Origin of the sequence: Burkholderia sp. MS389 (assembly GCF_016899425.1) — a bacterium.
Taxonomy (GTDB): Bacteria; Pseudomonadota; Gammaproteobacteria; order Burkholderiales; family Burkholderiaceae; genus Burkholderia; species Burkholderia sola.
In genome coordinates, this window is sequence record NZ_CP045995.1 from 519,460 (window position 1) to 544,027 (window position 24,568).

General features: G+C 66.8%; 22 protein-coding genes and 1 pseudogene. 16 read left to right on the forward strand and 7 right to left on the reverse strand.

Annotated features, from left to right (window positions below):
• Nucleotides 1–100: 100 nt before the first annotated feature.
• Nucleotides 101–910 carry a hypothetical protein gene (locus GJG85_RS18825; protein ID WP_235356225.1) on the reverse strand — a complete coding sequence of 270 codons (810 nt, stop codon included), beginning with the start codon at nt 908–910 and terminating at the stop codon, nt 101–103.
• 386 nt (nt 911–1,296) lie between these two features.
• On the opposite strand from GJG85_RS18825, the gene GJG85_RS18830 reads away from it, so the two are divergent.
• From GJG85_RS18830 to GJG85_RS18840, 3 genes are all read left to right on the forward strand, one after another.
• Nucleotides 1,297–2,508 carry a porin gene (locus tag GJG85_RS18830; RefSeq protein WP_204384264.1) on the forward strand — a complete coding sequence of 404 codons (1,212 nt, stop codon included), beginning with the start codon at nt 1,297–1,299 and terminating at the stop codon, nt 2,506–2,508.
• A gap of 420 nt (nt 2,509–2,928) precedes the next feature.
• Nucleotides 2,929–3,420 carry a peptidoglycan-associated lipoprotein Pal gene (gene pal, locus GJG85_RS18835; protein WP_050014064.1) on the forward strand — a complete coding sequence of 164 codons (492 nt, stop codon included), beginning with the start codon at nt 2,929–2,931 and terminating at the stop codon, nt 3,418–3,420.
• Between the two features lie 128 nt (nt 3,421–3,548).
• Entirely contained in the window at nt 3,549–3,716 is a 168-nt protein-coding gene (locus tag GJG85_RS18840; protein ID WP_204384265.1) for a hypothetical protein, read from the forward strand.
• Between the two features lie 87 nt (nt 3,717–3,803).
• Here GJG85_RS18840 and GJG85_RS18845 read toward each other — a convergent pair whose 3' ends face one another.
• From GJG85_RS18845 to GJG85_RS18855, 3 genes are read right to left on the reverse strand one after another with little or no spacing between them, the layout of a single operon-like run.
• Nucleotides 3,804–5,063 carry a cytochrome c gene (locus tag GJG85_RS18845; protein ID WP_124630227.1) on the reverse strand — a complete coding sequence of 420 codons (1,260 nt, stop codon included), beginning with the start codon at nt 5,061–5,063 and terminating at the stop codon, nt 3,804–3,806.
• Nucleotides 5,060–5,728 (reverse strand): (2Fe-2S)-binding protein, encoded by a 669-nt coding sequence (locus GJG85_RS18850; RefSeq protein ID WP_204384266.1) that lies wholly within the window; start codon nt 5,726–5,728, stop codon nt 5,060–5,062. Before GJG85_RS18850 ends, GJG85_RS18845 begins: the two co-directional genes overlap by 4 nt.
• A complete protein-coding gene (locus tag GJG85_RS18855) occupies nt 5,725–8,601 on the reverse strand; it encodes a molybdopterin cofactor-binding domain-containing protein (RefSeq protein ID WP_089489382.1) in 2,877 nt (958 codons plus the stop codon). Before GJG85_RS18855 ends, GJG85_RS18850 begins: the two co-directional genes overlap by 4 nt.
• 453 nt (nt 8,602–9,054) lie before the next feature.
• Between GJG85_RS18855 and GJG85_RS18860 the strand changes: the two genes are divergently transcribed.
• The 3 genes from GJG85_RS18860 to GJG85_RS18870 all read left to right on the forward strand — a co-directional run bounded on the left by GJG85_RS18860 (nt 9,055) and on the right by GJG85_RS18870 (nt 12,423).
• Nucleotides 9,055–10,611 carry a sensor domain-containing diguanylate cyclase gene (locus GJG85_RS18860; RefSeq protein ID WP_089489383.1) on the forward strand — a complete coding sequence of 519 codons (1,557 nt, stop codon included), beginning with the start codon at nt 9,055–9,057 and terminating at the stop codon, nt 10,609–10,611.
• Between the two features lie 253 nt (nt 10,612–10,864).
• Complete coding sequence (locus tag GJG85_RS18865) at nt 10,865–11,140, forward strand: hypothetical protein (RefSeq protein ID WP_050014069.1); 276 nt, start codon at nt 10,865–10,867, stop codon at nt 11,138–11,140.
• A 248-nt stretch (nt 11,141–11,388) separates the two neighbouring features.
• On the forward strand, nt 11,389–12,423 hold the full coding sequence (locus tag GJG85_RS18870; RefSeq protein WP_050014070.1) for a succinylglutamate desuccinylase/aspartoacylase family protein: 1,035 nt from the start codon (nt 11,389–11,391) through the stop codon (nt 12,421–12,423).
• A gap of 61 nt (nt 12,424–12,484) precedes the next feature.
• Here the strand turns inward: GJG85_RS18870 and GJG85_RS18875 are convergent, their stop codons facing one another.
• Together GJG85_RS18875 and GJG85_RS18880 are read right to left on the reverse strand one after the other, a co-directional pair.
• Nucleotides 12,485–13,555, reverse strand: coding sequence for a zinc ribbon domain-containing protein (locus GJG85_RS18875; RefSeq protein ID WP_089489385.1), 1,071 nt, complete (start codon nt 13,553–13,555; stop codon nt 12,485–12,487).
• A 161-nt stretch (nt 13,556–13,716) separates the two neighbouring features.
• On the reverse strand, nt 13,717–14,673 hold the full coding sequence (locus GJG85_RS18880) for a LysR family transcriptional regulator (protein WP_050014071.1): 957 nt from the start codon (nt 14,671–14,673) through the stop codon (nt 13,717–13,719).
• Between the two features lie 207 nt (nt 14,674–14,880).
• Between GJG85_RS18880 and GJG85_RS18885 the strand changes: the two are divergent.
• The 5 genes and pseudogenes from GJG85_RS18885 to GJG85_RS18905 all read left to right on the forward strand — a co-directional run.
• Nucleotides 14,881–15,045 (forward strand): annotated as a pseudogene (locus GJG85_RS18885) (flavodoxin family protein); the annotation flags it as partial.
• Nucleotides 15,042–15,341 carry a hypothetical protein gene (locus GJG85_RS18890; RefSeq protein WP_050014073.1) on the forward strand — a complete coding sequence of 100 codons (300 nt, stop codon included), beginning with the start codon at nt 15,042–15,044 and terminating at the stop codon, nt 15,339–15,341. The pseudogene GJG85_RS18885 and the gene GJG85_RS18890, both read left to right, overlap by 4 nt.
• A gap of 132 nt (nt 15,342–15,473) precedes the next feature.
• Nucleotides 15,474–16,499 (forward strand): aldo/keto reductase, encoded by a 1,026-nt coding sequence (locus GJG85_RS18895; RefSeq protein ID WP_050014074.1) that lies wholly within the window; start codon nt 15,474–15,476, stop codon nt 16,497–16,499.
• Nucleotides 16,500–16,599: 100 nt separating this feature from the next.
• Nucleotides 16,600–17,043 carry an antibiotic biosynthesis monooxygenase gene (locus tag GJG85_RS18900; protein ID WP_239468971.1) on the forward strand — a complete coding sequence of 148 codons (444 nt, stop codon included), beginning with the start codon at nt 16,600–16,602 and terminating at the stop codon, nt 17,041–17,043.
• 208 nt (nt 17,044–17,251) lie between these two features.
• The gene (locus GJG85_RS18905; protein WP_050014075.1) at nt 17,252–18,175 is read left to right on the forward strand and encodes a recombination-associated protein RdgC; all 924 of its coding nucleotides are present in this window, start codon (nt 17,252–17,254) and stop codon (nt 18,173–18,175) included.
• 125 nt (nt 18,176–18,300) lie between these two features.
• Here GJG85_RS18905 and GJG85_RS18910 read toward each other — a convergent pair whose 3' ends face one another.
• Entirely contained in the window at nt 18,301–18,552 is a 252-nt protein-coding gene (locus GJG85_RS18910) for a hypothetical protein (protein ID WP_124557144.1), read from the reverse strand.
• A 95-nt stretch (nt 18,553–18,647) separates the two neighbouring features.
• Between GJG85_RS18910 and GJG85_RS18915 the strand changes: the two genes are divergently transcribed.
• From GJG85_RS18915 to GJG85_RS18935, 5 genes are all read left to right on the forward strand, one after another.
• Nucleotides 18,648–19,208, forward strand: a complete 561-nt coding sequence (locus GJG85_RS18915) for a GNAT family N-acetyltransferase (RefSeq protein ID WP_050014076.1) — start codon at nt 18,648–18,650, stop codon at nt 19,206–19,208.
• 57 nt (nt 19,209–19,265) lie between these two features.
• A complete protein-coding gene (locus GJG85_RS18920) occupies nt 19,266–20,219 on the forward strand; it encodes an ABC transporter substrate-binding protein (protein ID WP_050014077.1) in 954 nt (317 codons plus the stop codon).
• Nucleotides 20,220–20,265: 46 nt separating this feature from the next.
• Nucleotides 20,266–21,315 (forward strand): LLM class flavin-dependent oxidoreductase, encoded by a 1,050-nt coding sequence (locus GJG85_RS18925; protein ID WP_050014078.1) that lies wholly within the window; start codon nt 20,266–20,268, stop codon nt 21,313–21,315.
• Nucleotides 21,316–21,325: 10 nt separating this feature from the next.
• Nucleotides 21,326–22,678 carry an LLM class flavin-dependent oxidoreductase gene (locus tag GJG85_RS18930; RefSeq protein WP_050014079.1) on the forward strand — a complete coding sequence of 451 codons (1,353 nt, stop codon included), beginning with the start codon at nt 21,326–21,328 and terminating at the stop codon, nt 22,676–22,678.
• Between the two features lie 68 nt (nt 22,679–22,746).
• On the forward strand, nt 22,747–24,537 hold the full coding sequence (locus GJG85_RS18935) for an amino acid ABC transporter permease/ATP-binding protein (protein ID WP_080334267.1): 1,791 nt from the start codon (nt 22,747–22,749) through the stop codon (nt 24,535–24,537).
• Nucleotides 24,538–24,568 lie beyond the last annotated feature (31 nt).

Genomic DNA, 24,568 nt, shown 5'->3' on the forward strand with positions numbered 1-24,568 from the left:
GATTGTCCGCACCCTTGGGAGCGCCAGCGACGAACGCGACTGGGACGATCACCATGACGTCCACGTCACATCGGATCAGCCCGCCGTCGTCCGCCCCGATTCAACACGGCACCCGACCACCCACACCGTTGCCCATCATCGTGCACCAGCGCTGCGTGTCCTGTTGCGGTGCCGGATACGGCAACCCGGTCCGCGGATCGATCGAGTCCAGCGGATTCGGGCCGGGCGGATGGTTTGCCGCGTGCATCGCGGCGTTCTCCGCCATCTGTTTCGCGGTCGCCGCGTTCTGTCGAGCGAGGTCCGCCTTCTGCGCGTCGTCCAGCTTCTTCGTCATGGTCACCAGCCGCGCGAACTGCGGATCGCGAACATCCTGCAGCGGCGGCAAAGGCGGTGCGAACGGCATGAAAAGCAACGGCCCGTCATATCGCGGCACCGCCAGTTTCGACGGCTTGCCGAAATCCGCGGCCATGCTGATCTCCCACATGCCGGCGTTCATGCCGAGCGCGTGTTCGTAGTGTCGGTTCACGTCCGCCAGGCTGAGCGGCCCGGACGGTGCAGGCAATGGTTGCAGGGATGGCGGCAACGTCTGCCGGGTGGCAGGATAGATTGCGCGAACCCAGCTCACCGCAGCGAGCGAGTATTGATAGAGAACCGCGTCGTACTTTTCCAGCACCTGCGCTCGACTATAGTTGCCGGGATTCTGGAAAACGGGCTTGTACGCCGCGAGACTGTCGATGTATCGCATGTTCGCATTTCGCTGCTCCGCAACGAACTGCTGCTGAGGGTCGACCGGCGCAGATGAAGACAGCGCAGCGCAGCCCGACAGCAGACTGACGACGAATGCAACACCGGCCGTCGTTCGGGACACCAACCGGATGGGACGCAAGATAGGGGACATCGGAAACGCCATGGAGACTCGACAGGTTTTCGTGAATCGGCGCGCTGCCGACAGCGGTCGGCATGCGCCACGCGCGCCCTATTCTGCCCTGCTCCATGTCGTTCCAGGTGGAATCGCGTCCGATCGTGGTGGATTCCGGTCTCGGGATTTCTACGGCGAGCGTTCGGGCCGGGTCTAGACGTTCGGCACACCACCGTCGCGCGATGGCGCGCCGAACCCTACGCACCGTCTCAGCCGCTCCTTCCCGACCGTCTCCCCGCAAGTCGCCCTACCGCGATTCCGAGTGATTGGGCAGAGGACCTTTCCTGTGCAACGCCTTAATCGACCGCCGCACGATCTCCAATAATGGCCGCTCGATCCGTCGGCCGCCAGGCCGGCCCAACAACAACAAAACGCCTATGCATTCCTGCCAAACGAACCAGCATGCCGGCACACGCGTCGCGGGGACCGTCATTGCCGCCTGCCTGACCGGCTTCGTGTCGGATGTCGCGCTTGCCCAGAGCAGCGTGACGCTGTACGGCCTGATCGACACGTCGATCACCTACTCCACCAACCACCGCACGCGCGGTGCCGGCTCGCCCGGCAGCGGCGGCGTCGCGATGACGAGCGGCGCATTGAATGCGTCGCGCTGGGGGCTGCGCGGTCGCGAGGATCTCGGCGGCGGACTGGCCGCGGTCTTCTCGCTCGAAAACGGCTTCTCTGGCACCACTGGCAAGCTGTCGCAGAAAGGCGTCGATCTGTTCGGCCGCCAGGCGTGGCTCGGCGTGGAATCCAGGACGGCCGGCGCGCTGACCTTCGGCCGCCAGTACGACCTGATCCTCGATTTCGTGACGCCGCTCGGCGCGTCCGGCCCCGGCTGGGGCGGCAACCTTGCGGTCCACCCGTACGACAACGACGATTCGAACCGCAACCTGCGCATCAATAACGCGGTGAAGTACACGAGCCCGACGGTTCGCGGGTTGACCTTCGGCGCGATGATCGGGTTTTCGAACACGCCCGGCCAGTTCTCCAACAACGCGGTGTGGAGCACGGGCTTGTCGTACGCGAACGGGCCGCTGAAGCTCGGCGCCGGCTACCTGAAGATCAGCCGCGACCGCAACGCGCCGAATCCGGACGGCGCGCTGAGCACGGTCGACGGCTCGGCGACCATCACGGGCGGCAACCAGCAGATCTGGGCGATGGCCGGCCGTTACGCGTTCGGGCCGCACTCGGTCGGCGCCGCGTGGTCGCATTCGACCACCGACGGCGTGACGGGCGTGCTCCAGGGCGGCAACATCGCGCCGCTGAAGGGCGAATCGCTGGTGTTCGACAACTTCTCGATCGACGGACGCTACTTCGTCACGCGCGCGCTGAGCGTCGCCGCCGCGTACACGTACACGATTGGCCGCTTCGACACCCGCACGGGACAGACCCGCCCGAAATGGAACCAGGTCGTCGCGCAGGCCGACTATGCGCTGTCGAAGCGCACGGATGCGTATCTCGAAGGCACTTACCAGAGCGTGAGCGGCGGCAACGGCAATCCGGCGTTCAACGCGACGGTCTGGACCATGACGCCTTCCGCGAACAGCAATCAGGCCGTCGTCGCGCTGGGGCTACGCCACAAGTTCTGACGATGCGGCGTGCGGGCGGCGCCGTCACGCGGCTGACCGACTGCATTCGGCGAGCGCTTCCTCCATCACCCGATCGCGGTGTCCGGCACCGGCAAGGCCGCGCGCTCTGCGCGGCCTTTTTCGCCGTGGCGGGCGTCGCGTACCGCACCCCAGGCGCGGAAGCAAGAATGCCTCCCGGCTGTCGCGTTTGCGCAAAAAATGCGGAGAAACTGGGCACGTTGTGACATTTTTCCTAATCTGTTTGCAGCGACGCCGCGCTCCGGCGTTCCGGCCCGCAACATTCTTTCATCTGGCGCACCACCGGCTTACGAACCTGCATCACGGCAACGGAGCCGGACCTTTCGCGCCATGGCGACCGGACGGCTGCGTGCGAATGGCACGCGCCCCGCTTTCAACGCAGTCAACCGCTGGAGAAGAACGATGAGCAAAATGAAGCGAATTGCGGTCCTGGCAACTTTCGTCCTGCTGGCCGGTTGCCACCACGCGGCGAAGACGCCCGAGAATGCCGGCGCGGCGCCGACGCCGTCGAGTGAAACCGTCGCGACGGTGACGGCCGACGATCTGAACAATCCGAACAGCCCGCTCGCGAAGCGCAGCATCTACTTCGATTTCGACCAGTACTCGGTGAAGCCCGAATTCCAGTCGCTGCTGCAGGCGCACGCCGACTACCTGCGCAGCCATCCCGCGCGGCGCGTGCTGATCCAGGGCAACACCGACGAGCGCGGCACGTCCGAATACAACCTCGCGCTCGGCCAGCGCCGCTCGCAGGCCGTGGCGAGCGCGCTCGAAACGCTCGGCGTGCCGGCGACGCAACTCGAGGCTGTCAGCCTCGGCAAGGAAAAGCCGGTCGCGCTCGGCCACGACGAGGAAGCGTGGGCGCAGAATCGCCGCGCCGATCTCGTCTATCGTTGATCCAGGCACCGCCGCGGCGATACGCAAAAAGCATGGAATAAGCGCCCCGCCGAAACGTCTTGTCATCGCGCAGACGCGGTTCACGCGAACCGCCTTTCCTGTTGCCTGCGCGCAGCAAGGAGATCGCAATGAAATCGGCAACGTTGGCTGCGGCGCTGATCGCGGCGCTGGTGCTTGTGCTGTCCACGGGCTGTACGTCGTCGGGCAGCGGTACGTCGCAAGGACCGGGCATGAGCCGGTACGGCGGCGCGGGAGGCAGCGGAGGCGGTGGCGGTGGCGGCGGCGGCGGCTACTGACGCGCCGCCGCAAGGAAGAGGCGCGAAATCGCGCGCGAACACCGGAAGCCGGCTGCTCGCGCGCGGTGCACTACCCCGGGACGCGACTCAACGCATCGCCTTCACGTCGGCCGGCGTGACGCTCGCGGGCTGGCCGCCCCACGTCGCGCGCAGATAGTTCGCGAGCTGCGCGAGTTCGTCGTCGCTCAGCGTTTTCGCGAAACCCGGCATCGGCTGCAGGTTTTCGAAGCCGGCAAACTTCTGCTCGTCGATGCCGTCGAGCATCGCGACCAGCAGATTGCGCGAGTCGGCCTGACGCACCGTCGAATTGCCGTTCATCGGCACCGCCACGTGCGGCTTGCCTTCGCCGTTGAAGCCGTGACAGCCCGCGCACACCGCGAGATACACCGAGCGGCCGGCCGCCAGTTGCGCGGCATCGGCCGACACCGGCTTCACCGGTTGCGGCGCGGGCGGCGTATCGCCGAGCAGGTACGTCGACAGGCCGCGCAGGTCGTCCTTCGTCAGGTATTGCGTGCTCAGGTGCACGACCGGATACATCTCGCCGAACGCCGAGCCTTGCGGCGCGATGCCGACGCCGAAGAACGTCTGCAGGTCGGTGCCCGTCCAGCCGCGCGCGGCGAGGCCGGCCGGCGTGATGTCGGGCGCGGCCACGCGGCCGAGCGCGGCGCCCGCGAACGGCTTCGCGCCGTCGAGCTGACCCGTGAACGCGCGCGGCGTGTGGCATTCCGCGCAGTGACCGAGTGCGCCCGCGAGATAGCGGCCGCGCTGCCAGTCGGCGGATTGTCCGGCCGATGCATCCGGCAGACTGTCCTTCAGGAACAGCATGTCCCAGAAGACCATGCCGAAGCGCAGGTTGTACGGGAACTTCAGGTCGTGCGCGCGGTTTTCCTGCGCGACAGGTTTGACCGTCATCAGGTACGCGTACATCGCGTCGGCGTCGGCGCGCGTGAGCTGCCGGTACGACGTGTACGGCATCGACGGATACAGGCGCTTACCCGGCGCCTTGCCGTCGTGCAGCGCGGCGTAGAAATCGTCCGCGCTCCAGCCGCCGATCCCGTGATCCTTGTCGGGCGTGATGTTCGAGCCGTAGAACGTGCCGAACGGCGATTCGAGCGCCGCGCCGCCGGCGAACGGCGCACCGTCCTTCGCGGTGTGGCACGCCGCGCAGTCGGCGGCCTTGACGAGATAGCGCCCGCGCGCGACCGCGTCGGCGCCGGGCGCGCCGGACGCCGCGCTCGACGCCGGCGCGTCGTGGCCGCCGCACGCGGCGAGCAGCAGCGCGAAGGACGCCGCGAGCGCGGGCAGGCCGGCGGCCCGCGCGGCACGATGAGCGAATGTGCGTTTCATGGCGCTTCCTTCACGAGTCCCGGCGTCGTCAGCACCACGTCCTTGACGGCTTCGTAGTAGCGGACATAGCCCGTGCAGCGACAGAGGTGTGCGTCGAGCGCGTCGGTGATCGTGCGCTCCACGTCGGCCTTCGCGATCGGCTCGCGCTTCAGGCGCTCGATCAGCACGGTCGCCGCGTTGACGAAGCCCGGCGTGCAATAGCCGCACTGGAAGCTGAAGTGCTCGAGGAACTTCTGCTGGATCGGCGACAGCTCGACCACCTCGCCGGCTTCATTGCGCTTCGCGTGGCCTTCGATCGTGCGGATCGAACGGCCGTGGAAGAAGTGCGCGCCGGTGATGCACGTGCGCATTTCGTCGCTCGTGCCGTCCGGCTTGTCGACGATCACGACGCACGCGTGGCAGATGCCCTGCCCGCAGCCGAGCCGCGAACCGGTGAGGCCCAGGTACTCGTGCAGGAACTCGATCATCATCAGCCCTTCCGGCACCTGCATCGGGCCGACCGACTTGCCGTTGATGTTGAGCGACAGCGGCTTCTGCTGGAACCGGACGAGCGGACGCTCGACGGGCGCCGCAGCGAGTGCAGCCGGTGCGACGGGCACGGATGCCGAAGCGGCCGAAGCCGCGCCGGCGCTCGCGGCCGAAGCCGCGGTTTGGGCGGTCGTCATGCGAGCACCTCCTGAATCTTTTGCGGGGTCACCGGCAGGTCGGTGAAACGATGGCCGATCGCGTGCGCGATGCCGTTCACGATCGCGCCGACGACGGGAATCATCACCACTTCGGCGACGCCCTTCGGCGGATCGGTCTCGGACAGCGGCGGCAGCACGTCGCCCGTCTGCGTCCATACGGCGACGTCGGACGCGCGCGGCAGCCGGTAACGGTTGAAGTTCCACGTGCCGTTGCCGGGGCCGTCCTCGTAGAGCGGCAGATACTCGTGCAGCGCATGGCCGATGCCCATCGCGAGACCGCCCTGCAACTGGCCCGATACGAGTTGCGGCGAAATCTGGTTCCCGCATTCCATGATCGAGTGATGCGTGAGCAGCTCGACCTTGCCGGTCGCTTCGTGCACGGCCAGCTCGACGAGCGTGCCCACCGCCGTGTAGTACGTGACGGCCGCGTTGTTGCGGCTCGTCGGCGGGATGAACACGCGCTTGCGATCGAGCACGCGATAGCCGTTCGCGGTCGGCGGCAGCGTGCCGCGCAGCGCGGTCGCGCCGGCTGGTGCGGCGGTGCCCGGCAGCGGGCCGTCGTCGCCGGTCTTCGGCGCGCCGACGCGCAGCGACAGCCCGTCGATCGGCAGACGCTCGACCGCGCCGCCCACTTCGAATTCGGCGTCGGTCCACTGCCAGCGGTTGAACACGTGCACGACGGCGCCGGTCGGCAGGCCGAGCGCATGCGCCTGCTTCGCGAGCTGCTCGAACGTCAGCGGCTCGAGGCCGTCGGCGGTCAGCTTGCCGTCGACCCAGCGCGCGTCCTCGATGCGGATCGTGTACGGCGCGGCCTGGCCGCCGCCGAGGCCGCGTGTCCAGATCGACATCGCGGCCGGCCACAGCCCGTAGCGGAACACGGCGCGCGCGGCTTCGCGCGTGCTGTGCGTGAAGTAGTACGCGGAGTTCGTCGCGCTCGACGGCGACGCATAGCCGGGCGACCAGCGCGGGTTCGCGCTCAGGCGGTCCTGATCGGCCTGCGACATCAGGTACGGGTCGCCGCTCGTCTCGACCGGCAGGTCCGGCCATTCGGTCAGCGCGACGCGCACGTCGGTCGCCGGACGGCCGAGCCATTTCGCGACCGCGACGGCCTGAGACGTCGACATCCCGGTGCCGATCTCGGCCGCCGTGTGTTGCAGCGACACCTTGCCGTGCGCGTCGAATTCGACCTTCGCGAACGACGCTTCCGCACCCGTGCCGAAATCCTTCTGCACGCACGCGAAGCCGACGCCGTAGCGCTTGCCCGGATGCGCCGCCTCGAATTCGGCCTTGCGCGCGGCACGGCGCGTCCACAGCGGATGCTGCTTCGCGCGCTCGAGCACTTCGTCGACGCGCAGCGCGCCGGCGGGAATCGCCCCCTGTGTGTTCTTCATTCCCGAACGCAGCGCGTTGCGCAGCCGGAAGTCGATCGGGTCGATGTTCAATTGCGCGGCGATCTCGTCGACCGCCATCTCGGTCGCGGCCATGCTCTGCAGCGTGCCGTAGCCGCGCGCGGAACCGGCGTCGATCGCGCGCGACGCGATCGCGACGGCCGCGAGGTCGCTCTTCGGGAAGTAGTAGATCGATTGCGCGGCCGTGGCGCCGACCATCGCGACCGACGGCGAGAAGTTCGAGCGCCCCCCGCCGTTCGCCTCGAAGTCGCCCTTGAACGACTGCAGCAGGCCCGTGTTGCGGTCGACCGCGATCCGGTAATGCATCTTGAATGCGTGTCGCTTCAGCGACGTCTGGAACTGCTCGTAGCGATCGTTCGCGAAACGCACCGGGCGGCCGTCCGCGTACAGCGCGCAGACGAGGCCGTAGAACGGCACGTTGAAGTGATCCTTCGAGCCGTAGCCGACCGTGTAGCACGGATGCACGAACAGCTTCTTCACCGGGAAGCGGCATTTCGCGACCATCGCGGCCGCGTTCTCCGACACTTCCAGCGGCGACTGGGTCGGCACGACGAGATGCAGCGATTGCGTCGCGGCGTCGTACCAGCAGTTCGCGTTGTCGGGCTCGAGCGCGGCCGTGTCGACCGACTGCGTGTTGTATTCGCGGTCGAACACGAGCCAGTCGGCCGACGGCTGGTCGAGTTCGGCGGCGATCTGCCCGGCGAGGAACATGCCCTGCTCGTCTAGCTTGCCGTGCTCCTTGCCGTCCGGCCAGACCGGCAGATGCTTGCGCATCATGCTCGGGAAGATCGGCGCGTCCTTCAGGCTCGAATAGACGTCGTCGTCATAAGCCGTCTTGCCGCCCACGCGCACGTAGCGGAAGGTGCCCCACGGATCGCGCTCGAGCGGGCCCGTGACCGCGCCGTAGCGGATCACGTCGTCGCGGAACTTCAGCGCGTTCTTCGCGAAGCGAAAGCGCGCGAAGTCGTGATAGATCAGGATCGCGACCGCATGGCCGAGATACGCGGGCGTCTTGCCGGCCGGCAACAGCATGTCGTCGCCGTAGAACGCCGGGAACGCGACGCCGTCGCGCGCGAGATCGTCGGCCGTGACCACGCGGTCCGGTTTCAGCTCGTCGCCGAGCAGCGACAGGTCGAAGCCCTCGTACGTGCGGTCGGCCTGCGTGACGCGCAGGATCAGCGCGTGCGACTGCTGCTGCGGCCAGTGCGGCATGTCGGCCGCGCGCACGTCGCGGGCGAACACTTTCGAGCCCGTGACCTTCGCGATGCCGTCGATGCGGAATTGGGGGATGCCGGTGACGCTATCCCATTTGACGGGCGTGAGGAGTTTTTCTTCGAAGAGCGCCGCGAACGCGCGGCTGCCGATGGGCGCGACATACACCGCGACGCCCGCCAGCACGCTGGCTTTCAGAAAACCCCGCCGTGACAGGCCGTGGTTTTTCATTTGGGGGGAACCTCCTGAGGCGGCTCGGACGGCGATCGGGTGTCGCGGCGTCCGGAGCGGCGCGCATTCTGGCATTGTTTTGGATATATCGCCTATAGTATTTCCCGCATGAAATACTTATTGGAATTCTTATAACGGGTTTCAGCCGGGCTGCGGCGGGTGGTCGCAGCGGCGATTCGTTTGCGGTTTGCTTGCGGCGGAGGCAGTCGCGCCGGCTTCGGCGGCCGCCGCACATCGTTCCGTTCGCAACGAACGCTGCGTTCGCGCCGCCGCCTCCGCAAGCCCCCGCCGCCGGGGCTGACAACCCGAGCACGAGACGATGCGCGGCGCCGCCAACCGGCCCGCGACGCCGGTTTTTCGTGGTAATGTCGTGCGCATCCGGCTCGGCCGGGCTTCCGCCACGTGCCGTGCGGAGCCGCCAGCCATCGCAACATCGTGTCGAGGTCGACAATCATGGCAGTCAGGGCGTCTCTCCTGAACTCCGTTCTCGCCACTCCCCCCTCCGGCAACCACCGCGTGACGGCCGCGCTGCGTCCGTCGATGCTCGTGACGCTGTTCGAGGACATCCGCCCGATGGCACTGTCCGGGCTCGGGAGCGGTTTCGTCGCGGCCGTCGCACTGATGCGGCTGCAGCAGCTGTGGTGCCTCGCGTGGCTCGTCCTGGACGTCGGCCTGCTCATTGCGCGCCTGTCGATCGTACGAGCCTACACGGTGCGGCGCGACGCAGGCGACGATCGCATCGAGTACTGGGCGATGCGCTATGCGCCGGTGTCGCTCGTCGCGTGCTTCGTGCTCGGCCTGGGCGTGATGGGCTGCGTGCAGGCCGCCGACGTCGAGCTCGGCACGCTGTCCGTGATGGTCGCGGGCGGCGTGTTCGGCGGAATCGCGTCGCGCAATTCGGCGCTGCCGCGGCTCGCGATGACGCAGGTCGTGCTCGGCGTGCTGCCGATCGGCGTCGGCGCGCTGCTGGCGCCGCGAACCGGCGCGTGGCTGCTCGTGCCGCCGCTCGCGATCTATCTGGCGGCGATGCGTACGGTCGTGCAGCGTCACTACCGCGTGCTCGTCGCGCTGATCGCCGCGCGCCAGCGCAACGCCGAACTCGTCGCGCGCTTCGACGCCGCCCTCACCTACATGCCGCACGGCCTGTGCATGATCGACGGCGACAGCCGCGTGATCGTCGCGAACCGGCGCACCGCACAACTGTTCGGCTCGCCGCGCGAGATCATGCTCGATACGCCGCTGCCGGCCGTGGTCGCCGCGCTCGGCACGCATGCCGTGACCGATCCCGGCGGCGCCGGCCTCGCCGCGCAGTGCGATGCATGGCTGAACCGCGCCGAGTCCGGGCCGCTCGACATCGTGCTCGCCGACGGCCGCCAGCTCGAACTGACGCGCCACCGCGTGCCGGACGGCAACGCGGTGATCATCGTCGAGGACGTCACCGCGCGCCGCCAGACCGAACAACAGATCCGGCACCTCGCGCGGCACGACGCGCTGACGGGGTTGCCGAACCGCCACGAACTGCATGCGGCGCTCAAGCGGATGCTCGCGCGCCGGCCGCAGCTGCCGAGCCCCGCGCTCGCCGTCATGTATCTCGACCTCGACGGCTTCAAGTCGATCAACGATCGCTTCGGCCACCAGGCCGGCGACGAAGTGCTCACCCAGGTCGCCGAGCGGCTCGGCAAGACGCTGCCGCCGGGCGAGCTCGCCGCACGCATCGGCGGCGACGAATTCGTCGTCGCGATCGACGACACGACGATGCAGGCGTGCTCGATCCTCGCCGCGCGGATCATCCGGCAGATTTCCGCGCCGTACGCGCTGTCGATCGGCGAGACCGTCTGCATCGGCATCAGCATCGGCATCGCGCTCGACGACGGGCACGGCTCGCCCGACGAGCTGATCCAGCACGCCGACAGCGCGCTGTACGACGCGAAGTCGGCCGGCAAGGGCATCTACTGCTTTTACTCGAGCGGCAGCGGCAGCCGCCGCATGGCGCCGGCCGCCACGACCTGAGCCGCCGACGCGCGCCGCGCCTCCGCCCTTTCCCGGCCTGCCGCCGCCTCCCGACGATTCAATTCCGAAACGCTTTGCGGGTTCGCACGTGACGCCGCGCGTTCGCATGTCACGTGACGTGTTCCGTAACATCGCCGTCCGGCGCCCCGCACGATGACGGCAGAAGCCCGCACGATCGAGGCCGAGCGCGGTATTTACCGGCTGGCATTCTTATTGCTCCTTGATGGGGAAAGAACGTTTCAGGGAGCTCGCCATGAATACCGTCGACGTCCTCGCGCGAACCGAAATCATCGACGAACAGGCGGTGATCGACGGCGCATCGCTGATCCGCCGGCTCGTGTCCGACCGCCGGATGCCGGCCGCGTACGATGCCGCATGCATCGACAATCCGCCGCTCACGCTGTACGGCGCGTTTCGCCAGGGCGTCGCCGATCACGCCGCGCGGCGTGCGAATCCGTATCGCGCCGGCAGCCGTTTCTGGGCACTGTGGGAAGAAGGACGTCTCGAAGCTGAAACATCCGGCCGGTAAGCCGGTCGTACGCGCCGGCCCTGTCGCGACAAGGGATCGGCGCGAAACGCGACGCGCGAATGCAGCCGGCTGGCGCACCGGCATGCGTTCATCGCTGCAACATCGCGCGGCCGCGCGTGGAGGGCCGCCAACGCACGGCAACGCGCCCGGCCGCGGCCGCGCGTCTCGCGGTCGATCCCGCCCCGCCCGCCGCGCGCGGCCGGTTTCCCCTATAAGATGGCAGATTCCGTTCATCGAACGATACCGCCATGACCGCCTCTTCCTCTCCGCGAAATCCCATCCACTGCGAAATCGATCTCGACGCGCAAGGCAAGCACGCGGGCTACCTGCGGCTACCGCACTCCGTGCACCGCTCCGCCTACGGCTGGCTGCCGATTCCGATCGCGTCGATCCGCAACGGCGACGGCCCGGTCGCGCTCGTGATGGCCGGCAACCACGGCGACGAGTACGAAGGCCAGATTATCGTGTCGCAGCTGATGCGCGAGATCGAACCCGACATGGTCAGCGGCCAGTTGATCCTGCTGCCGATGGCGAATTTCCCGGCGGCGGATGCGGGCCTGCGCGTGTCGCCGCTCGACGAAGGCAACCTGAACCGCAGTTTTCCCGGCGACCCGACCGGCACGCCGACGCAGATGATTGCTCACTACATCGAGCACGCGCTGCTGTCGCGCGCGCAGTATCTGGTCGATCTGCATTCGGGCGGCAGCTCGCTGCTGTACCAGGGCGGCAACATGCTCGCGATCGATCCGCTCGATGCCGACGAAGCCGAGAAGCTCAACGGGCTGCTGGTCGCGTTCGGGTTGCAGAACGCGCTGCTGCACGCGCCGAATCCCGTGCATTCGGCATCGGCCGCGCGTCGGCAAGGCGCGATCTCGATCGTCACCGAACTCGGCGGCGCCGGCATGGCCGATCCGTCGCTGATCCGGCTCGGCCGCCACGGGCTGCTGCATTACCTCGGCTATATCGGCCTGCTGCATGGCGCGCTCGTGCCCGACGCGCCGCCGACCGTCACGCGTTTCATGCGCGTCGACGGCGATCGTCATTTCGTCTATGCGTACGAGCGCGGGCTGTACGAGCCGCTCGTCGAACTCGGCGACCAGGTGAAAGCCGGCCAGCCGGCCGCGTGGGTGCATTTCCCCGATACGCCGTTACGCGAACCGGTGCTGCACCGGTTCAACGGCGATGGCGAAGTGGTGTGCAAGCGGGTGCCCGCGCAGGTCCAGCGCGGGGATTGTCTGTTTCAGTTGGCGGAATTGTCGACGCCGCCGCGCGTCATCGAGTGAGGAACGCGACTCGCGTGTTCGGGACCGTCGTACGCCAACGCCGGTGCGTACACGCGGACCGTCAGTCGGATGACACCGGCGACTCATTGCCCTGCGCAACGCCGCATTGATGGCAATGCGGGAAAAAGAAGAAATTCCGGCCACCGCATTCGCATACGTTGAAAAGCCTCAATCCGCAATGCACGCAGAACGTGGAATCGTCGCCGCCGAGATTCCATTGTTTGTCGCACGACGGGCAGCGCTTTTTCTCGAGCGACCGGACGGCTTTTTCGTATCCGATCGTCCGCGCGCGTTCGCCCCGATCCTGCTGCAATTCGAGCCGTTTGCGCTCGGCATAGCGCTGAAAGGCCTTCATCATGTAAAGGCCGGCGAATACCGTCAGCACGATACCGACCAGGACCCGCACATAGCCGCCGAAATTCGGCAGGTACGGCACCAGTTCAATGAAAAACGCGCTCAATGCAAACAGGCCGAAACCGTACACGAACGGCCAGTAGCGCGCCTTGCGGTAGCGGATGAACAGCCAGGTCGCAACCAGCAGGATCGGCAGCGTCAGCGCCAGTCGCAGCCCGAACACCTGCATCTCGTAGCGCCGCGTTGCGTCGTCGAAGCGCCGTTCGGCGGCTGCGTCCGCTTCGGCGATTTGCGTGTCGACTTGAGCCTGCTGCGATGCCAGTGCCCGTTGCTGGTCGCCGATCGCATCGATCTGATGCTGCCAGTTGACCACCACGGCCTGGAGCGTATCGAGCGTGCGCGTTCTCGCCAGAATGTCCGGGTCCCTCGTCCCGTCACCTGTCACCGCGCGGGTGGCCAGCCAGTTGCGGAAGCTTTCCTTCTCGGCCGCGTATTCCTTCGCGGCGCGGCCGCGCGCCACTTCCATCGTGTCGGCCTTCTCGGCAAGCGCGTCGCGCTGCGCCCGCAACTGGCGCCGCGCCGCGTCCAGCCGCGCTTTCACCGGCGCATCGGCGAATTGCTCGATGACCGGCGGACCGCCCCTCGGGGCGAACGCCATGTCGCGGATCACGAGACTGCCGAGCATGTTCAGAAAGACGGCGAAGATGATCGCAATCGCCCAGGAGGCGAGTCGCACGAGCCGCGCCGGGCCGGTCAGGCCGTCGCCGGAAGTCATCATTGTTTTTTCCCCGTTGTTCGACTGGTTTCCATTGTCATCAATCTTGATGCAACCGTCGATTGCCTCGTGCTCGACGCCGCCACGATTCTGTGCAGCAGCATCACGGTTTCGCGCCGACGAGCACAACGCGCGCCTCGATACCAACGAAACGCGGCTCACCTCTATGCGGCGTAGGCATCCAACGCGTCCATAGGCACATGCAGTTTGCTATCTGCCGTGAGTGCGTCCAGCAGATGTTTCACGGTGACTTGCACCCGTGGCGCCACGAGTGCCCGGTGCGGGTACTGCATCACCATCTCGTATGTTCCGGGATGGTGAAACTGCTGGAGGACTGTCTTCAACGAACCGGAACGCAACCGATCCCACGCAAGATGAACGCCGACCTCGGCAATGCCAACGCCGTCGCATGCCGCCTGGACCAGGGATTCCGGTGCGGACAGCGTCAGCGTCGCTTTGCCGGACGGATCGAGCGTCGTGATGCTTTTGTCGTCACCGTTGAAATTCCACGACGCGACCTGACCGCTCAGGAATCGCCGTGCAATAAGTCGGTGCACGCGCAACGAATCCGGTGTCTCGGGCACGCCATGGCGCGCCAGATAGTCGGGAGACGCAACCAGCACGGTATTCAAGCGACAAACCGGGCGGGTCACCAGCGCGGAGTCCGGGATGTTGCCGCCTCTGACCGCAATGTCGTAACCGTCCCGGACAAGATCGACGACCCGATCGTCAAAGTCGACTTCGACCGACAGGCCGGGATAACGCGCGAGCAACGCAGGCAACGCCGGCAGTACATGGTCGCGCCCGAAGGCCGCGCTTGTCGAAATACGAACGCGCCCGGTCGGCACCGCGCGCTGCGCGGCAACCGAATCGATCGCTGCATCCAGCGTTTCGAGCGCGATGCGCGCGTGGCGGAGAAACGCCTCCCCTTCTTCAGTCAGCTTGAGCGAACGGGTCGTGCGATTCATCAACCGCACGCCCAATGCTTTTTCGAGGCCCGCCACATTCTTGCTCACGGCGGCTGACGTGACGCCCAATTGCCGGCCCGCCGCCGCAAAACTTCCCGCATCCACGGCCTGGACCAGGGAAATGATGGCTCGAACACGCTGCGAAGAATCCACATTTTCTCCATGACGGTCATCGCGCTCGTCGTTGCTGCGCAGGAGGATTCTAAACTTCCAGTTGAGGGTGGTTCAACCCTGTCGGAACTTCTCGTAACGATTGACGGTGGCGACAATGCCGAGCATCGCCACTGCCGCGAACCTTGCGAGACCTGAATGCTCATTACCGTCCTCTATGACAGTGGCTATGGCCACACCGCGAAGCAGCCGCAGGAGAAGAATCGTGTCGGCGGTTGGCTCGGCGCCATGGCGCAATCGGATGACGCGTCGCCGGACATCACGCCCATCCAGAGCGATATGGAAACGGCTGCCCATCTTGGCGAGCGCGTCGCCGAAGTGACCGGCCAGTTCAAGTCAGGAGCCGCACGATGAAATTACTTTGCCTCGATGTCCCGCTGCCCGGCGCCAGCCCGCAAGCCTATCAACCTCACCTCGTCGAAGAAGCGCGCCATGCGTGGCATCTCTATAAAAACGGCTTCGTGCGCGAAATCTCGTTCCGTCAGGATCGCCCGGGCGTCGCCATCATTGCCGAGAGCGATTCGGTGGACGCTGCAAGGCAGGCGCTCGCCGAGTTTCCGCTTGCCAAGGTCGGCCTGATCGACTGGGAGATCATTCCGCTCGGCCCGTTCGTCGGCTGGGAATCGCTGTTTGCGTCGCGCGACGCTTGACGATTCGGCAGCGTCTACCCCGAAGTCGATCCGTGTTTTTCGTGTGGTGATTGCGCAAGGTCGACCGCGAGCCACAGGCTTTGCGCGGTATGTCCAGTGGTGCCGTGTCGTCCCAAACCCTTCAAGGTGAATATGGAATATGTCAATCTGGGCCGAACGGGCCTGAAAGTCTCTCGTCTCTGCCTTGGATGCATGAGCTATGGCGAGCCGACTCGCCTGCCCCAGCCTTGGTCACTGGATGAAGCGGCCTCTCGTCCGTTTTTTCGGCAGGCCCTCGAAGCGGGCATCAATTTCTTCGACACTGCCAACATTTATTCGGGCGGAAGTTCCGAAGAGATCACGGGCCGGGCGCTCAACGACATGGCACGGCGCGAAGAGATCGTCGTCGCGACCAAGGCCTTCTTTCCGTGGCGTAACGCGCCCAATACCGGGTTTCTGTCGCGCAAGGCGCTGCTTCAGTCGATCGACGACAGCCTCGGCCGGCTCGGGATGGATTACGTCGACCTCTACCAGATCCACCGCTTCGACCACGGCACGCCCATAGAAGAAACGATGGAGGCGCTGCACGACATCGTGAAGTCGGGCAAGGCCCGCTACATCGGTGCATCGTCCATGGAAGCATGGCGCTTCGCCAAGATGCAGCACATCGCGGAGCGCAACGGATGGACACGCTTCATCTCCATGCAGCCGCAGTACAACCTCCTTTATCGGGAGGAGGAGCGCGAAATGTTGCCGCTTTGCGCCGACCAGGGCGTCGGGGTCATTCCATGGAGCCCGATGGCGCGTGGCAGGCTGACGCGCGATTGGAGCGAAACCACGCACCGCACGCAGAACGATGCCTTTGCACTGGCAATGTATCGGAACGCTGAAATCCAGGACCGGAAGGTGGTCGACGTCGTGGCGCGCATCGCCGAGGCTCGCGGCGTTCCGCGGGCGCACGTTGCGCTGGCGTGGCTACTGGCGAAGCCCGGGATCACGGCGCCGATCGTCGGCGCGACGAAGCCCGAGCATCTGGCCACCGCAATCGGCGCGCTCGACTTCGCACTAACGCAGGACGAAATCGCTGCGCTCGAAGCGCCGTATGTCCCGCATCTGGTTGATGGCATCGTGCCGCCGCTTCCGGACCATCCGCCGACGATCTCGTCGCCTCGGCACTGAATGTCCCGACCGGCGAAGCAAACGGATGGCGGTACGTCGCGCACGCGCCCCCGCCATCCGAAGTGCCGTCCGTGGACGAACGTCGAACGCAGATCGATCTATGAACCGCCCGTTCATCGAATATCGCCGCCCTGTCATCTTCGTGCTCGTGATGATATGTGTGCTGCTGTGGTTGGGCAAGCACGGTAACGTCCACGCGCAGGAGCCGAAAATGTTGGTCCGAATCTCGGAAATCGAAATATTCAATCAGCATCTCGACGAATATCAGCGCGTTCTGAACGAGGAGGCTGAGGTGTCGGTACGCGCGGAACCGGGAGTGCTGTGCATTTTCCCGACCGCTCAAAAGGACAGTCCGACGCACATCAGGATTCTGGAAATTTATGCCAGCCGCGACGCTTACGATGCGCATATCAAATCGCCGCATTTCCAGAAGTACAAGCGCTCGACGCTGGAGATGGTGAAGTCGCTGCGACTCGTGGACATGGCCGCGCTCGATGCGGACGCAATGCCGCTGATCTTCAAGAAAATGAGCGGTCGGCCGTAACGAATGCTTTGCCAGACCGGAAGCAAGGATTGCAATTCGAGTAAGGCCGGCGTCAAGCTCAAAAACGAACGAGCGGTCCTGCAGTGCGTGGCCGTCCGCTTTCGGAGGTCGAGTGGCCCGCCAGGCGGCTTGTCGCTGCAGGCTCACGACCGTTCATGGCCGGCAACCCTCCCCGTCATATAGAATGACGCGCTTTGCCCGTACGCCTATGTGGTTCAAGAACCTTCAGCTTCACCGTCTTCCCGCACCCTGGGCCGTTACCGCCGACCAGATGGAAAAATGGCTGGCGCCCCACGCGTTCCAGCCGGGCAGCAGCGTCGAAATGCAGCGCGCCGGATGGGCGTCGCCGCGTGACGACGGCGCGCTCGTGTATTCGAACAACCGGCAGATGCTGCTGCTGTTTCGTGCCGAAAAGAAGCTGCTGCCGGCGTCGGTCGTCAATCAAGTGACCAAAGCGCGTGCGCTCGAAATCGAGGAGCAGCAGGGCTTCAAGGTCGGCCGCAAGCAAATGCGCGAACTCAAGGAACAGGTGACCGACGAACTGCTGCCGCGCGCGTTCAGCATTCGCCGCGATACCCGCGTGTGGATCGACACGGCGAACGGCTGGCTCGTCATCGATGCGGCTGCGCAGGCGCTTGCCGACGACGTTCGCAGCCTGCTCGTCAAATCGATCGACCAACTGCCGCTCGCCGGCGTTCAGGTGGCGCGTTCGCCGGTCGCCGCGATGACGGACTGGCTGCTGTCCGGCGACGCGCCGGGCGGATTCACCGTCGATCAGGACGCCGAGTTGCGTTCGACCGGTGAAGGCGGCGCCACGGTGCGATACGTGGGCCACGCGCTGGAAGCGAACGACATGCGCCGGCACATCGAAGCCGGCAAACAGTGCATGCGCCTCGCGATGACCTGGGATGACCGGATCTCGTTCGTGCTGACACCGTCGCTGACGATCAAGCGCGTCACGCCGCTCGACGTGATCAAGGAGGCGGCGGACCCGACCGCGCAGAATGACGATGAACGCTTCGATTCGGACTTCACGCTGATGACGGGTGAATTGGCGCGGATGCTGACCAGTCTTGTCGATATCCTGGGGGGCGATCGGCAGGACGCGATTCCTCAGGCGGCGGCAGCCTGAACGCCGTCGTCGTCGTCGATCGTCGCCCCGCGCTGACCCGACAATTCGGGGAGAACCCGTCGCCACGCTGGCGGCGGGCCTCGGCCGAGCGCTCGCGATCCTGACGAGCCAGCCTCGAATCGGCCTCACCAGTCGGCCGTCGAAACGACGACACCGCGCCAATCCTCGGCGATCATCCACGTCTTACACACCTCGAACGGGCATGGCCGCCACCCCGCCCGTTCGCCCCACCCCACTTCTCCTGCAAGCCTTCTTCCACCTTCGTCGAAATCCTTATCGAAATTGCTTCGTTCGTCTTTGCCGGCCGCGCCGCTAACGTGTTCAAAACGGCGGCGGCGCGCCCGATGCATCGCACGAAGCACGACAGCCGCCGCCATCACGACAACTGCGTCGCGATAACGGAACAGACCGGACGGGCCGCGTGCCCGCACCCCGCCAGGAACGTCCGCATCGCGCGCCCTTCGCGATGCCCATGGCCACGAACGACCGCATCATCGACACGACGCCGCTCGACGTCCGCGCGCAGCCGCTGATCGACGCACTGATCGACGAGTATTCGACCCGTTACGACGCATACCGCCCCGACAGCCGCGCGTCGGCCCGCGACGAACTCGCGCGCTACCCGGCCGAACTGTTCGCGCCGCCCGAAGGCGCGTTCGTGCTGTTGCTGCGCGACGGCGAGACGATCGGCGGCGGCGCGTTCAAGCGCTACGACGCGCAGACCGCCGAACTGAAACGCATCTGGACGCGCATCGACCTGCGCCGCCAGGGCCTCGCGCGGCGCATCGTCGAAGCGCTCGAACTGCGCGCCACACAGCAGGGTTATCGCCGTCTCTACCTGACGACCGGCTTTCGCCAGCCCGAAGCGTGGGCGCTGTACGACCGCACCGGCTACACCCGGCTGTTCGATGCGTCGATCGATCCCGAAGCGTATTTCCACCTGCGTTTCGGCAAGGATCTCGTCGATCCGTCGCGCACGTCGACGCTGGCCGACCTGTGGGCGCCCGTGCCCGAAGCGGCACTGCCGCGCTGATCGCACGGCACCCGTTCCGCTTTCAACGATTCCCCGCTTCCACGACAGGACGTTTTCATGCATCGAGCCGTACCGCTTTCATCCCGTGCCGTGCGCACGCTGGCCGCCGCGCTGATCGGCCTGAGCGCCTTCGCCGCCGCGATGGCCGCGGCCGCCGCGACCTTCGACCTGAGCCCCGAGCAGCGCGGCCGCCCGCGTGGCGCGGCCGATGCGGCGGTCGAGCGCGCGGTACCCGCGTCGTTCAAGTTCGCCGAGCCCGGCACGCTGACGATCGGCATCGCGCCGAGCCTGCCGCCGATCAGTTCGTATGCGACCGACGCACGCACGGTGATCGGCTTCGATGCCGACGTCGGCCAGCTCGTGTCCGACAGCCTCGGCCGCAAGCTGAAGATCGTCGCGCTCGCGTGGGCCGACTGGCCGCTCGCGCTCGAATCCGGGAAAGTCGACGCGGTGATCTCGAACGTGACCGTCACCGAGGAACGCAAGCAGAAGTTCGATTTCTCGACCTACCGCAAGGATCAGGTCGGCTTCTACGTGCGCAACGACAGCAAGATCCAGTCGATCCGCGAGCCGAAGGACGTCGCGGGGCTGCGCGTCGTGACCGACGCCGGCACCAACCAGGAAAAGATCCTGCTCGCGTGGGACCGCGACAACGTCGCGCACGGGCTGAAACCCGTGCAGATCCAGTACTACGACGACCAGGCGATGCGCATCGTCGCCGTGCAGTCGGGCCGGGCCGACGTGGTGTTCAGCGTGAACTCGGTGCTCGCGTATCAAAGCGCGCAGCAAGGCAAGACGCGGCTCGTCGGCGCGATCAGCGGCGGCTGGCCGCGCACGGCCGACATCGCGATCGCGACGCGTCGCGGCAGCGGCCTCGCCGATCCGCTGACCGTCGCGCTGAACGGGCTGATCAAGAATGGCCGCTATCAGCAGGTGCTCGACCGCTGGAACCTCGCGTCCGAAGCGATCGACCAGTCGCGCACGAATCCGCCCGGGTTGCCGAAAAGCTGAGCGCCCGCAACCGTCCATCCACGCTCACGCAGGAACGCCGCTCACCATGTCTTATTCGCTTTCGTTGCTGGACAAGAGTCCGATCGCCGACGGCGCGAACGCCGCCGATGCGCTGCGCTTCACCACGACGCTCGCGCAACGCGCCGAACAGCTCGGCTACGAACGCTTCTGGGTCGCCGAGCATCACGGCACGCCGGGGTTCGCGAGCTCGGCGCCGGAGATCGTCGTCGCGCACCTGCTCGCGCACACGTCGCGCATCCGCATCGGCTCGGGCGGCGTGATGCTGCAGCACTACAGCCCGTTCAAGGTCGCCGAGACGTTCAAGCTGCTGGCCGCGCTCGCGCCGGGCCGCGTCGATCTCGGCATCGGCAAGGCGCCCGGGGGGCTGCCGCTGACCACACGCGCGCTGCAGTGGTTCCACGACAAGACGCGCAAGCCCGATTTCGCGGGGCAGCTCGCGGAGCTCGACGCGTTTCTCGGCTGGGGCGTGGCAGAAGATCATCCGCTCGCTGGCGCGGTCGCGATGCCGGTGCCGCCGCAGTTGCCCGAACGCCTCCTGCTCGGCGGCTCGCCGGATAGCGGCGCGCTCGCCGCGCGCAACGGCTGGCGCTTCTGCTACGCGGGCCATTTCAACGGCGACGACGCGAATCTCGAACGCTCGCTCGACGCGTACCGCAGCGCGGGCGGCGAGAAGCCGCTCGTCGCGCTGTACGCGGTCGCCGCGCCGACGCGCGACGAGGCCGAGCGGCTGATCGGGCCGCTGAAGATCTTCAAGCTGCAGTTCGCGGGCGGCCAGAGCTTCAATCTCGGCAGCGCGCAGGCCGCCGCGGAATTCGCGCGGCAAAGCGGCGCGTCCGACTACCGGATCGACGAGTTGCGCCCGACGGTGCTGGCCGATACGCCCGAGCGCGTGCATCGTGCGCTCGACGCACTGAGCCGGCGGCTCGACGTCGACGCGTTCGTGATCGATTCGCCGGTATCCGACTATGCGGCGCGGCTCGCGTCGGCCGAATGGCTCGGCGGCGCGTTGTCCACCACGCCGTTGCAGGCGGCCTTCGCGGCCGACCGCTCCCTCTCCCCTGACCAGAACGCGTGACGCTCTCATCATGACGACCCGACGATCGATCCCTTTCGGCCTGATGCTGCAAGGCGCAGGCAGCCACATGAATGCGTGGCGGCATCCGAGCAATCCGCCCGACGCAAGCATCAACCTCGACTTCGCGATCGGCGTCGCGCGCAAGGCGGAAGCCGCCGGCGTCGCGTTCGCGTTCGTCGCGGACGGCCTCTACATCAACGAGAAATCGATCCCGCACTTCCTGAACCGCTTCGAGCCGCTGACCGTGCTGTCGGCGCTCGCGGTCGCGACGAAGAAGATCGGGCTCGCGGGCACGATTTCGACGTCGTACAGCGAACCGTTCACGGTCGCGCGCCAGCTCGCGTCGCTCGACGCGATCAGCGGCGGGCGCGCGGGCTGGAACGTCGTGACGACGCCGCTCGAAGGCACTGCGAAGAATTACGGCAAGGCGCACCCGGATCACGAACTGCGCTACGAGATCGCCGACGAATATCTCGACGTCGTGCAGGGTCTGTGGGACAGCTGGGACGACGATGCATTCGTGCGCGATCGCGCGACCGGCCGCTTCTTCGACCGCGACAAGCTGCATACGCTCGATCACCACGGCCGCTTCTTCCAGGTCGCGGGCCCGCTGAACATCCAGCGCTCGCCGCAGGGGCAGCCGGTGATCTTCCAGGCCGGCTCGTCCGATACCGGCATCGGCCTCGCGGGCAAATACGCGGATGCCGTGTTCACGCATTCGCCGTCGATCGACGAAACGGCCGCGTTCACGCGGCGCGTGAAACAGAGCGCCATCGAGCACGGGCGGCAGGCCGACGACGTGAAGATCTTCCCGGGCGTCGGGCCGATCGTCGGCCGCACGGCCGCCGAAGCGGAGGACAAGTACCAGGCGATCCGCGACCTGCTGACCATCGACGAAGCGCTCGCGTACCTCGGCCGCTATTTCGATCACCACGATTTCACGCAGTACGCGCTCGACGCGCCGTTCCCGGAACTCGGCGAGCTCGGCCGCAACAGCTTCCGCTCGACCACCGACCGCATCAAGGCCGATGCGAAACAGAAAGGCCTGACGCTGCGCGAGACGGCGCTCGCGGTCGCGACGCCGCGCCCGAACTTCATCGGCACGGCCGAGCACGTCGCCGACGAACTGATCCGCTGGCACGACGCGGGCGCCGGCGACGGCTTCATCCTCGGTTTTCCGGTGCAGGCGCAGGGCGTCGACGATTTCATCGAGCTCGTGATTCCGGTGCTCGAGGCGCGCGGCCGCTACAGCCGCGACCTGCCCGGCGCCACGCTGCGCGACCACCTCGGTCTGCCGCGCAAGGCGAGCCGCTACGCGACGCCTGGCGCCGCACAGGAAGCGGCCGCCGAAGCGCACGCTTGACGCCGCCGCGCCGCCCGTGCGCGGCGCGGTGCACCTGCCCGATCGATCGATTCGAGGATTCCCACGACATGAGCGACACGACCCACCTCGGCGGCGCGCTGCCGCCGCTCTCTTCCCCCGGCACACGCGAGCCCGGCACGCATGTGCGGATCGTGCCCGCGCGCCACCGGTCGCGCACGGCCGGCACCGTGCTCGCGCTCGTGCTGATCGCAATCACGCTGCATTCGATCCTCGGCAATCCGCAGTGGGGCTGGCCTGTGTTCGCCGAATGGTTCCTGTCGCCGCCGGTGCTGTCGGGGCTCGCGCGCACGCTGGTGCTGACGCTGCTCGGCGCGGTGTTCGGCTTCGTGCTCGGCGCGTTCGTCGCGCTGGCCCGGCTGTCGCGTTCGCGCCTGCTGTCCGCCAGCGCCTGGACCTTCGTGTGGCTGTTCCGCTCGATTCCGCTGATCGTGCTGCTGCTGATCCTGAACAACCTCGGCTACCTGTACGAGCATGTGCGGCTCGGCGTGCCGTTCACCGACATCGTGTGGTTCGACACGCCGACCACCGATCTGATCAGCCCGTTCCTCGCGGCCGTGCTCGGCCTCACGCTGAACCACGCGGCGTTTTCCGCGGAAGTGATCCGCGGCGGCATTCTCGCGGTCGACCAGGGGCAGCTCGAAGCCGCCGCCGCGCTCGGGCTGCCGCGCGGCCGGCAGACGTCGCGGATCGTGCTGCCGCAGGCGATGCGCGCGATCCTGCCGACTGCGTTCAACGATCTGATCTCGCTCGCGAAAGGCACGTCGATGGTGTACGTGCTCGCGATGCCGGAGCTGTTCTACACGGTGCAGGTGATCTACCGCCGCAACCTCGAAGTGATTCCGCTGCTGATGGTCGCGACCGTCTGGTACCTGATCATCCTGACCGCGCTGTCCGCGATCCAGGTGCAGGTCGAGCGGCACTATGCGCGCGGCGCGCTGCGCAATCCGCCGCCGTCCGTGGTCACGTTCGCGCTCGCGCGGATCGGCGGGCTGTGGCGGCGTGTCGCGTCGCGTCGTGCGGTATCGAGCGCGCATGTCGACGAGCGCCGCGCCGATACCGCGGCGGCCGTGTCGCGCACCGGCGGCGAAGTGGCCGTGCATGGCGTGTCGAAGCAGTTCGGCATGCAGCGCGTGCTCGACAACGTATCGTTCGTCGCGCCGCGCGGCAGCGTGACCGTGATCGTCGGGCCGTCGGGCTCCGGCAAGTCGACGCTGCTGCGCACGATCAACCATCTCGAACGCGTCGACGACGGTTTCATCGACATCGACGGCGAACTGATCGGCTATCGCCGCGACGGCGACGTGCTGCACGAATTGAACGAACGCGACGTACTGAAGCGGCGCACGGCCGTCGGCATGGTGTTTCAGAACTTCAACCTGTTCCCGCACCTGACGGTGCTCGAGAACCTGGTCGAAGCGCCGGTCGCCGTCGCGGGCGTGACGCACGACGCAGCCGAGCACACGGCGCGTACGCTGCTCGCGCGGGTCGGCCTCGCGGATAAGGCCGATGCGTACCCGCGCCAGTTGTCCGGCGGCCAGCAGCAACGCGTCGCGATCGCGCGGGCGCTCGCGTTGCGACCGAAGGTGCTGCTGTTCGACGAACCGACGTCGGCGCTCGATCCCGAACTCGTCAACGAAGTGCTCGACGTGATCAAGGAACTCGCGCGCTCGGGCACGACGCTCGTGATCGTCACGCACGAGATCGGCTTCGCACGCGAAGTCGCGGACAACGTGCTGTTCATGGAACGCGGGCGCATCGTCGAGGCCGGGCCGCCCGCCGTCGTGCTCGACGCGCCGTCGCATTCGCGCACCCGTGCGTTCCTGTCGCGGGTGCTGTGATGCGCGCCGCTTCCCACCTGCGAGGTGCCGC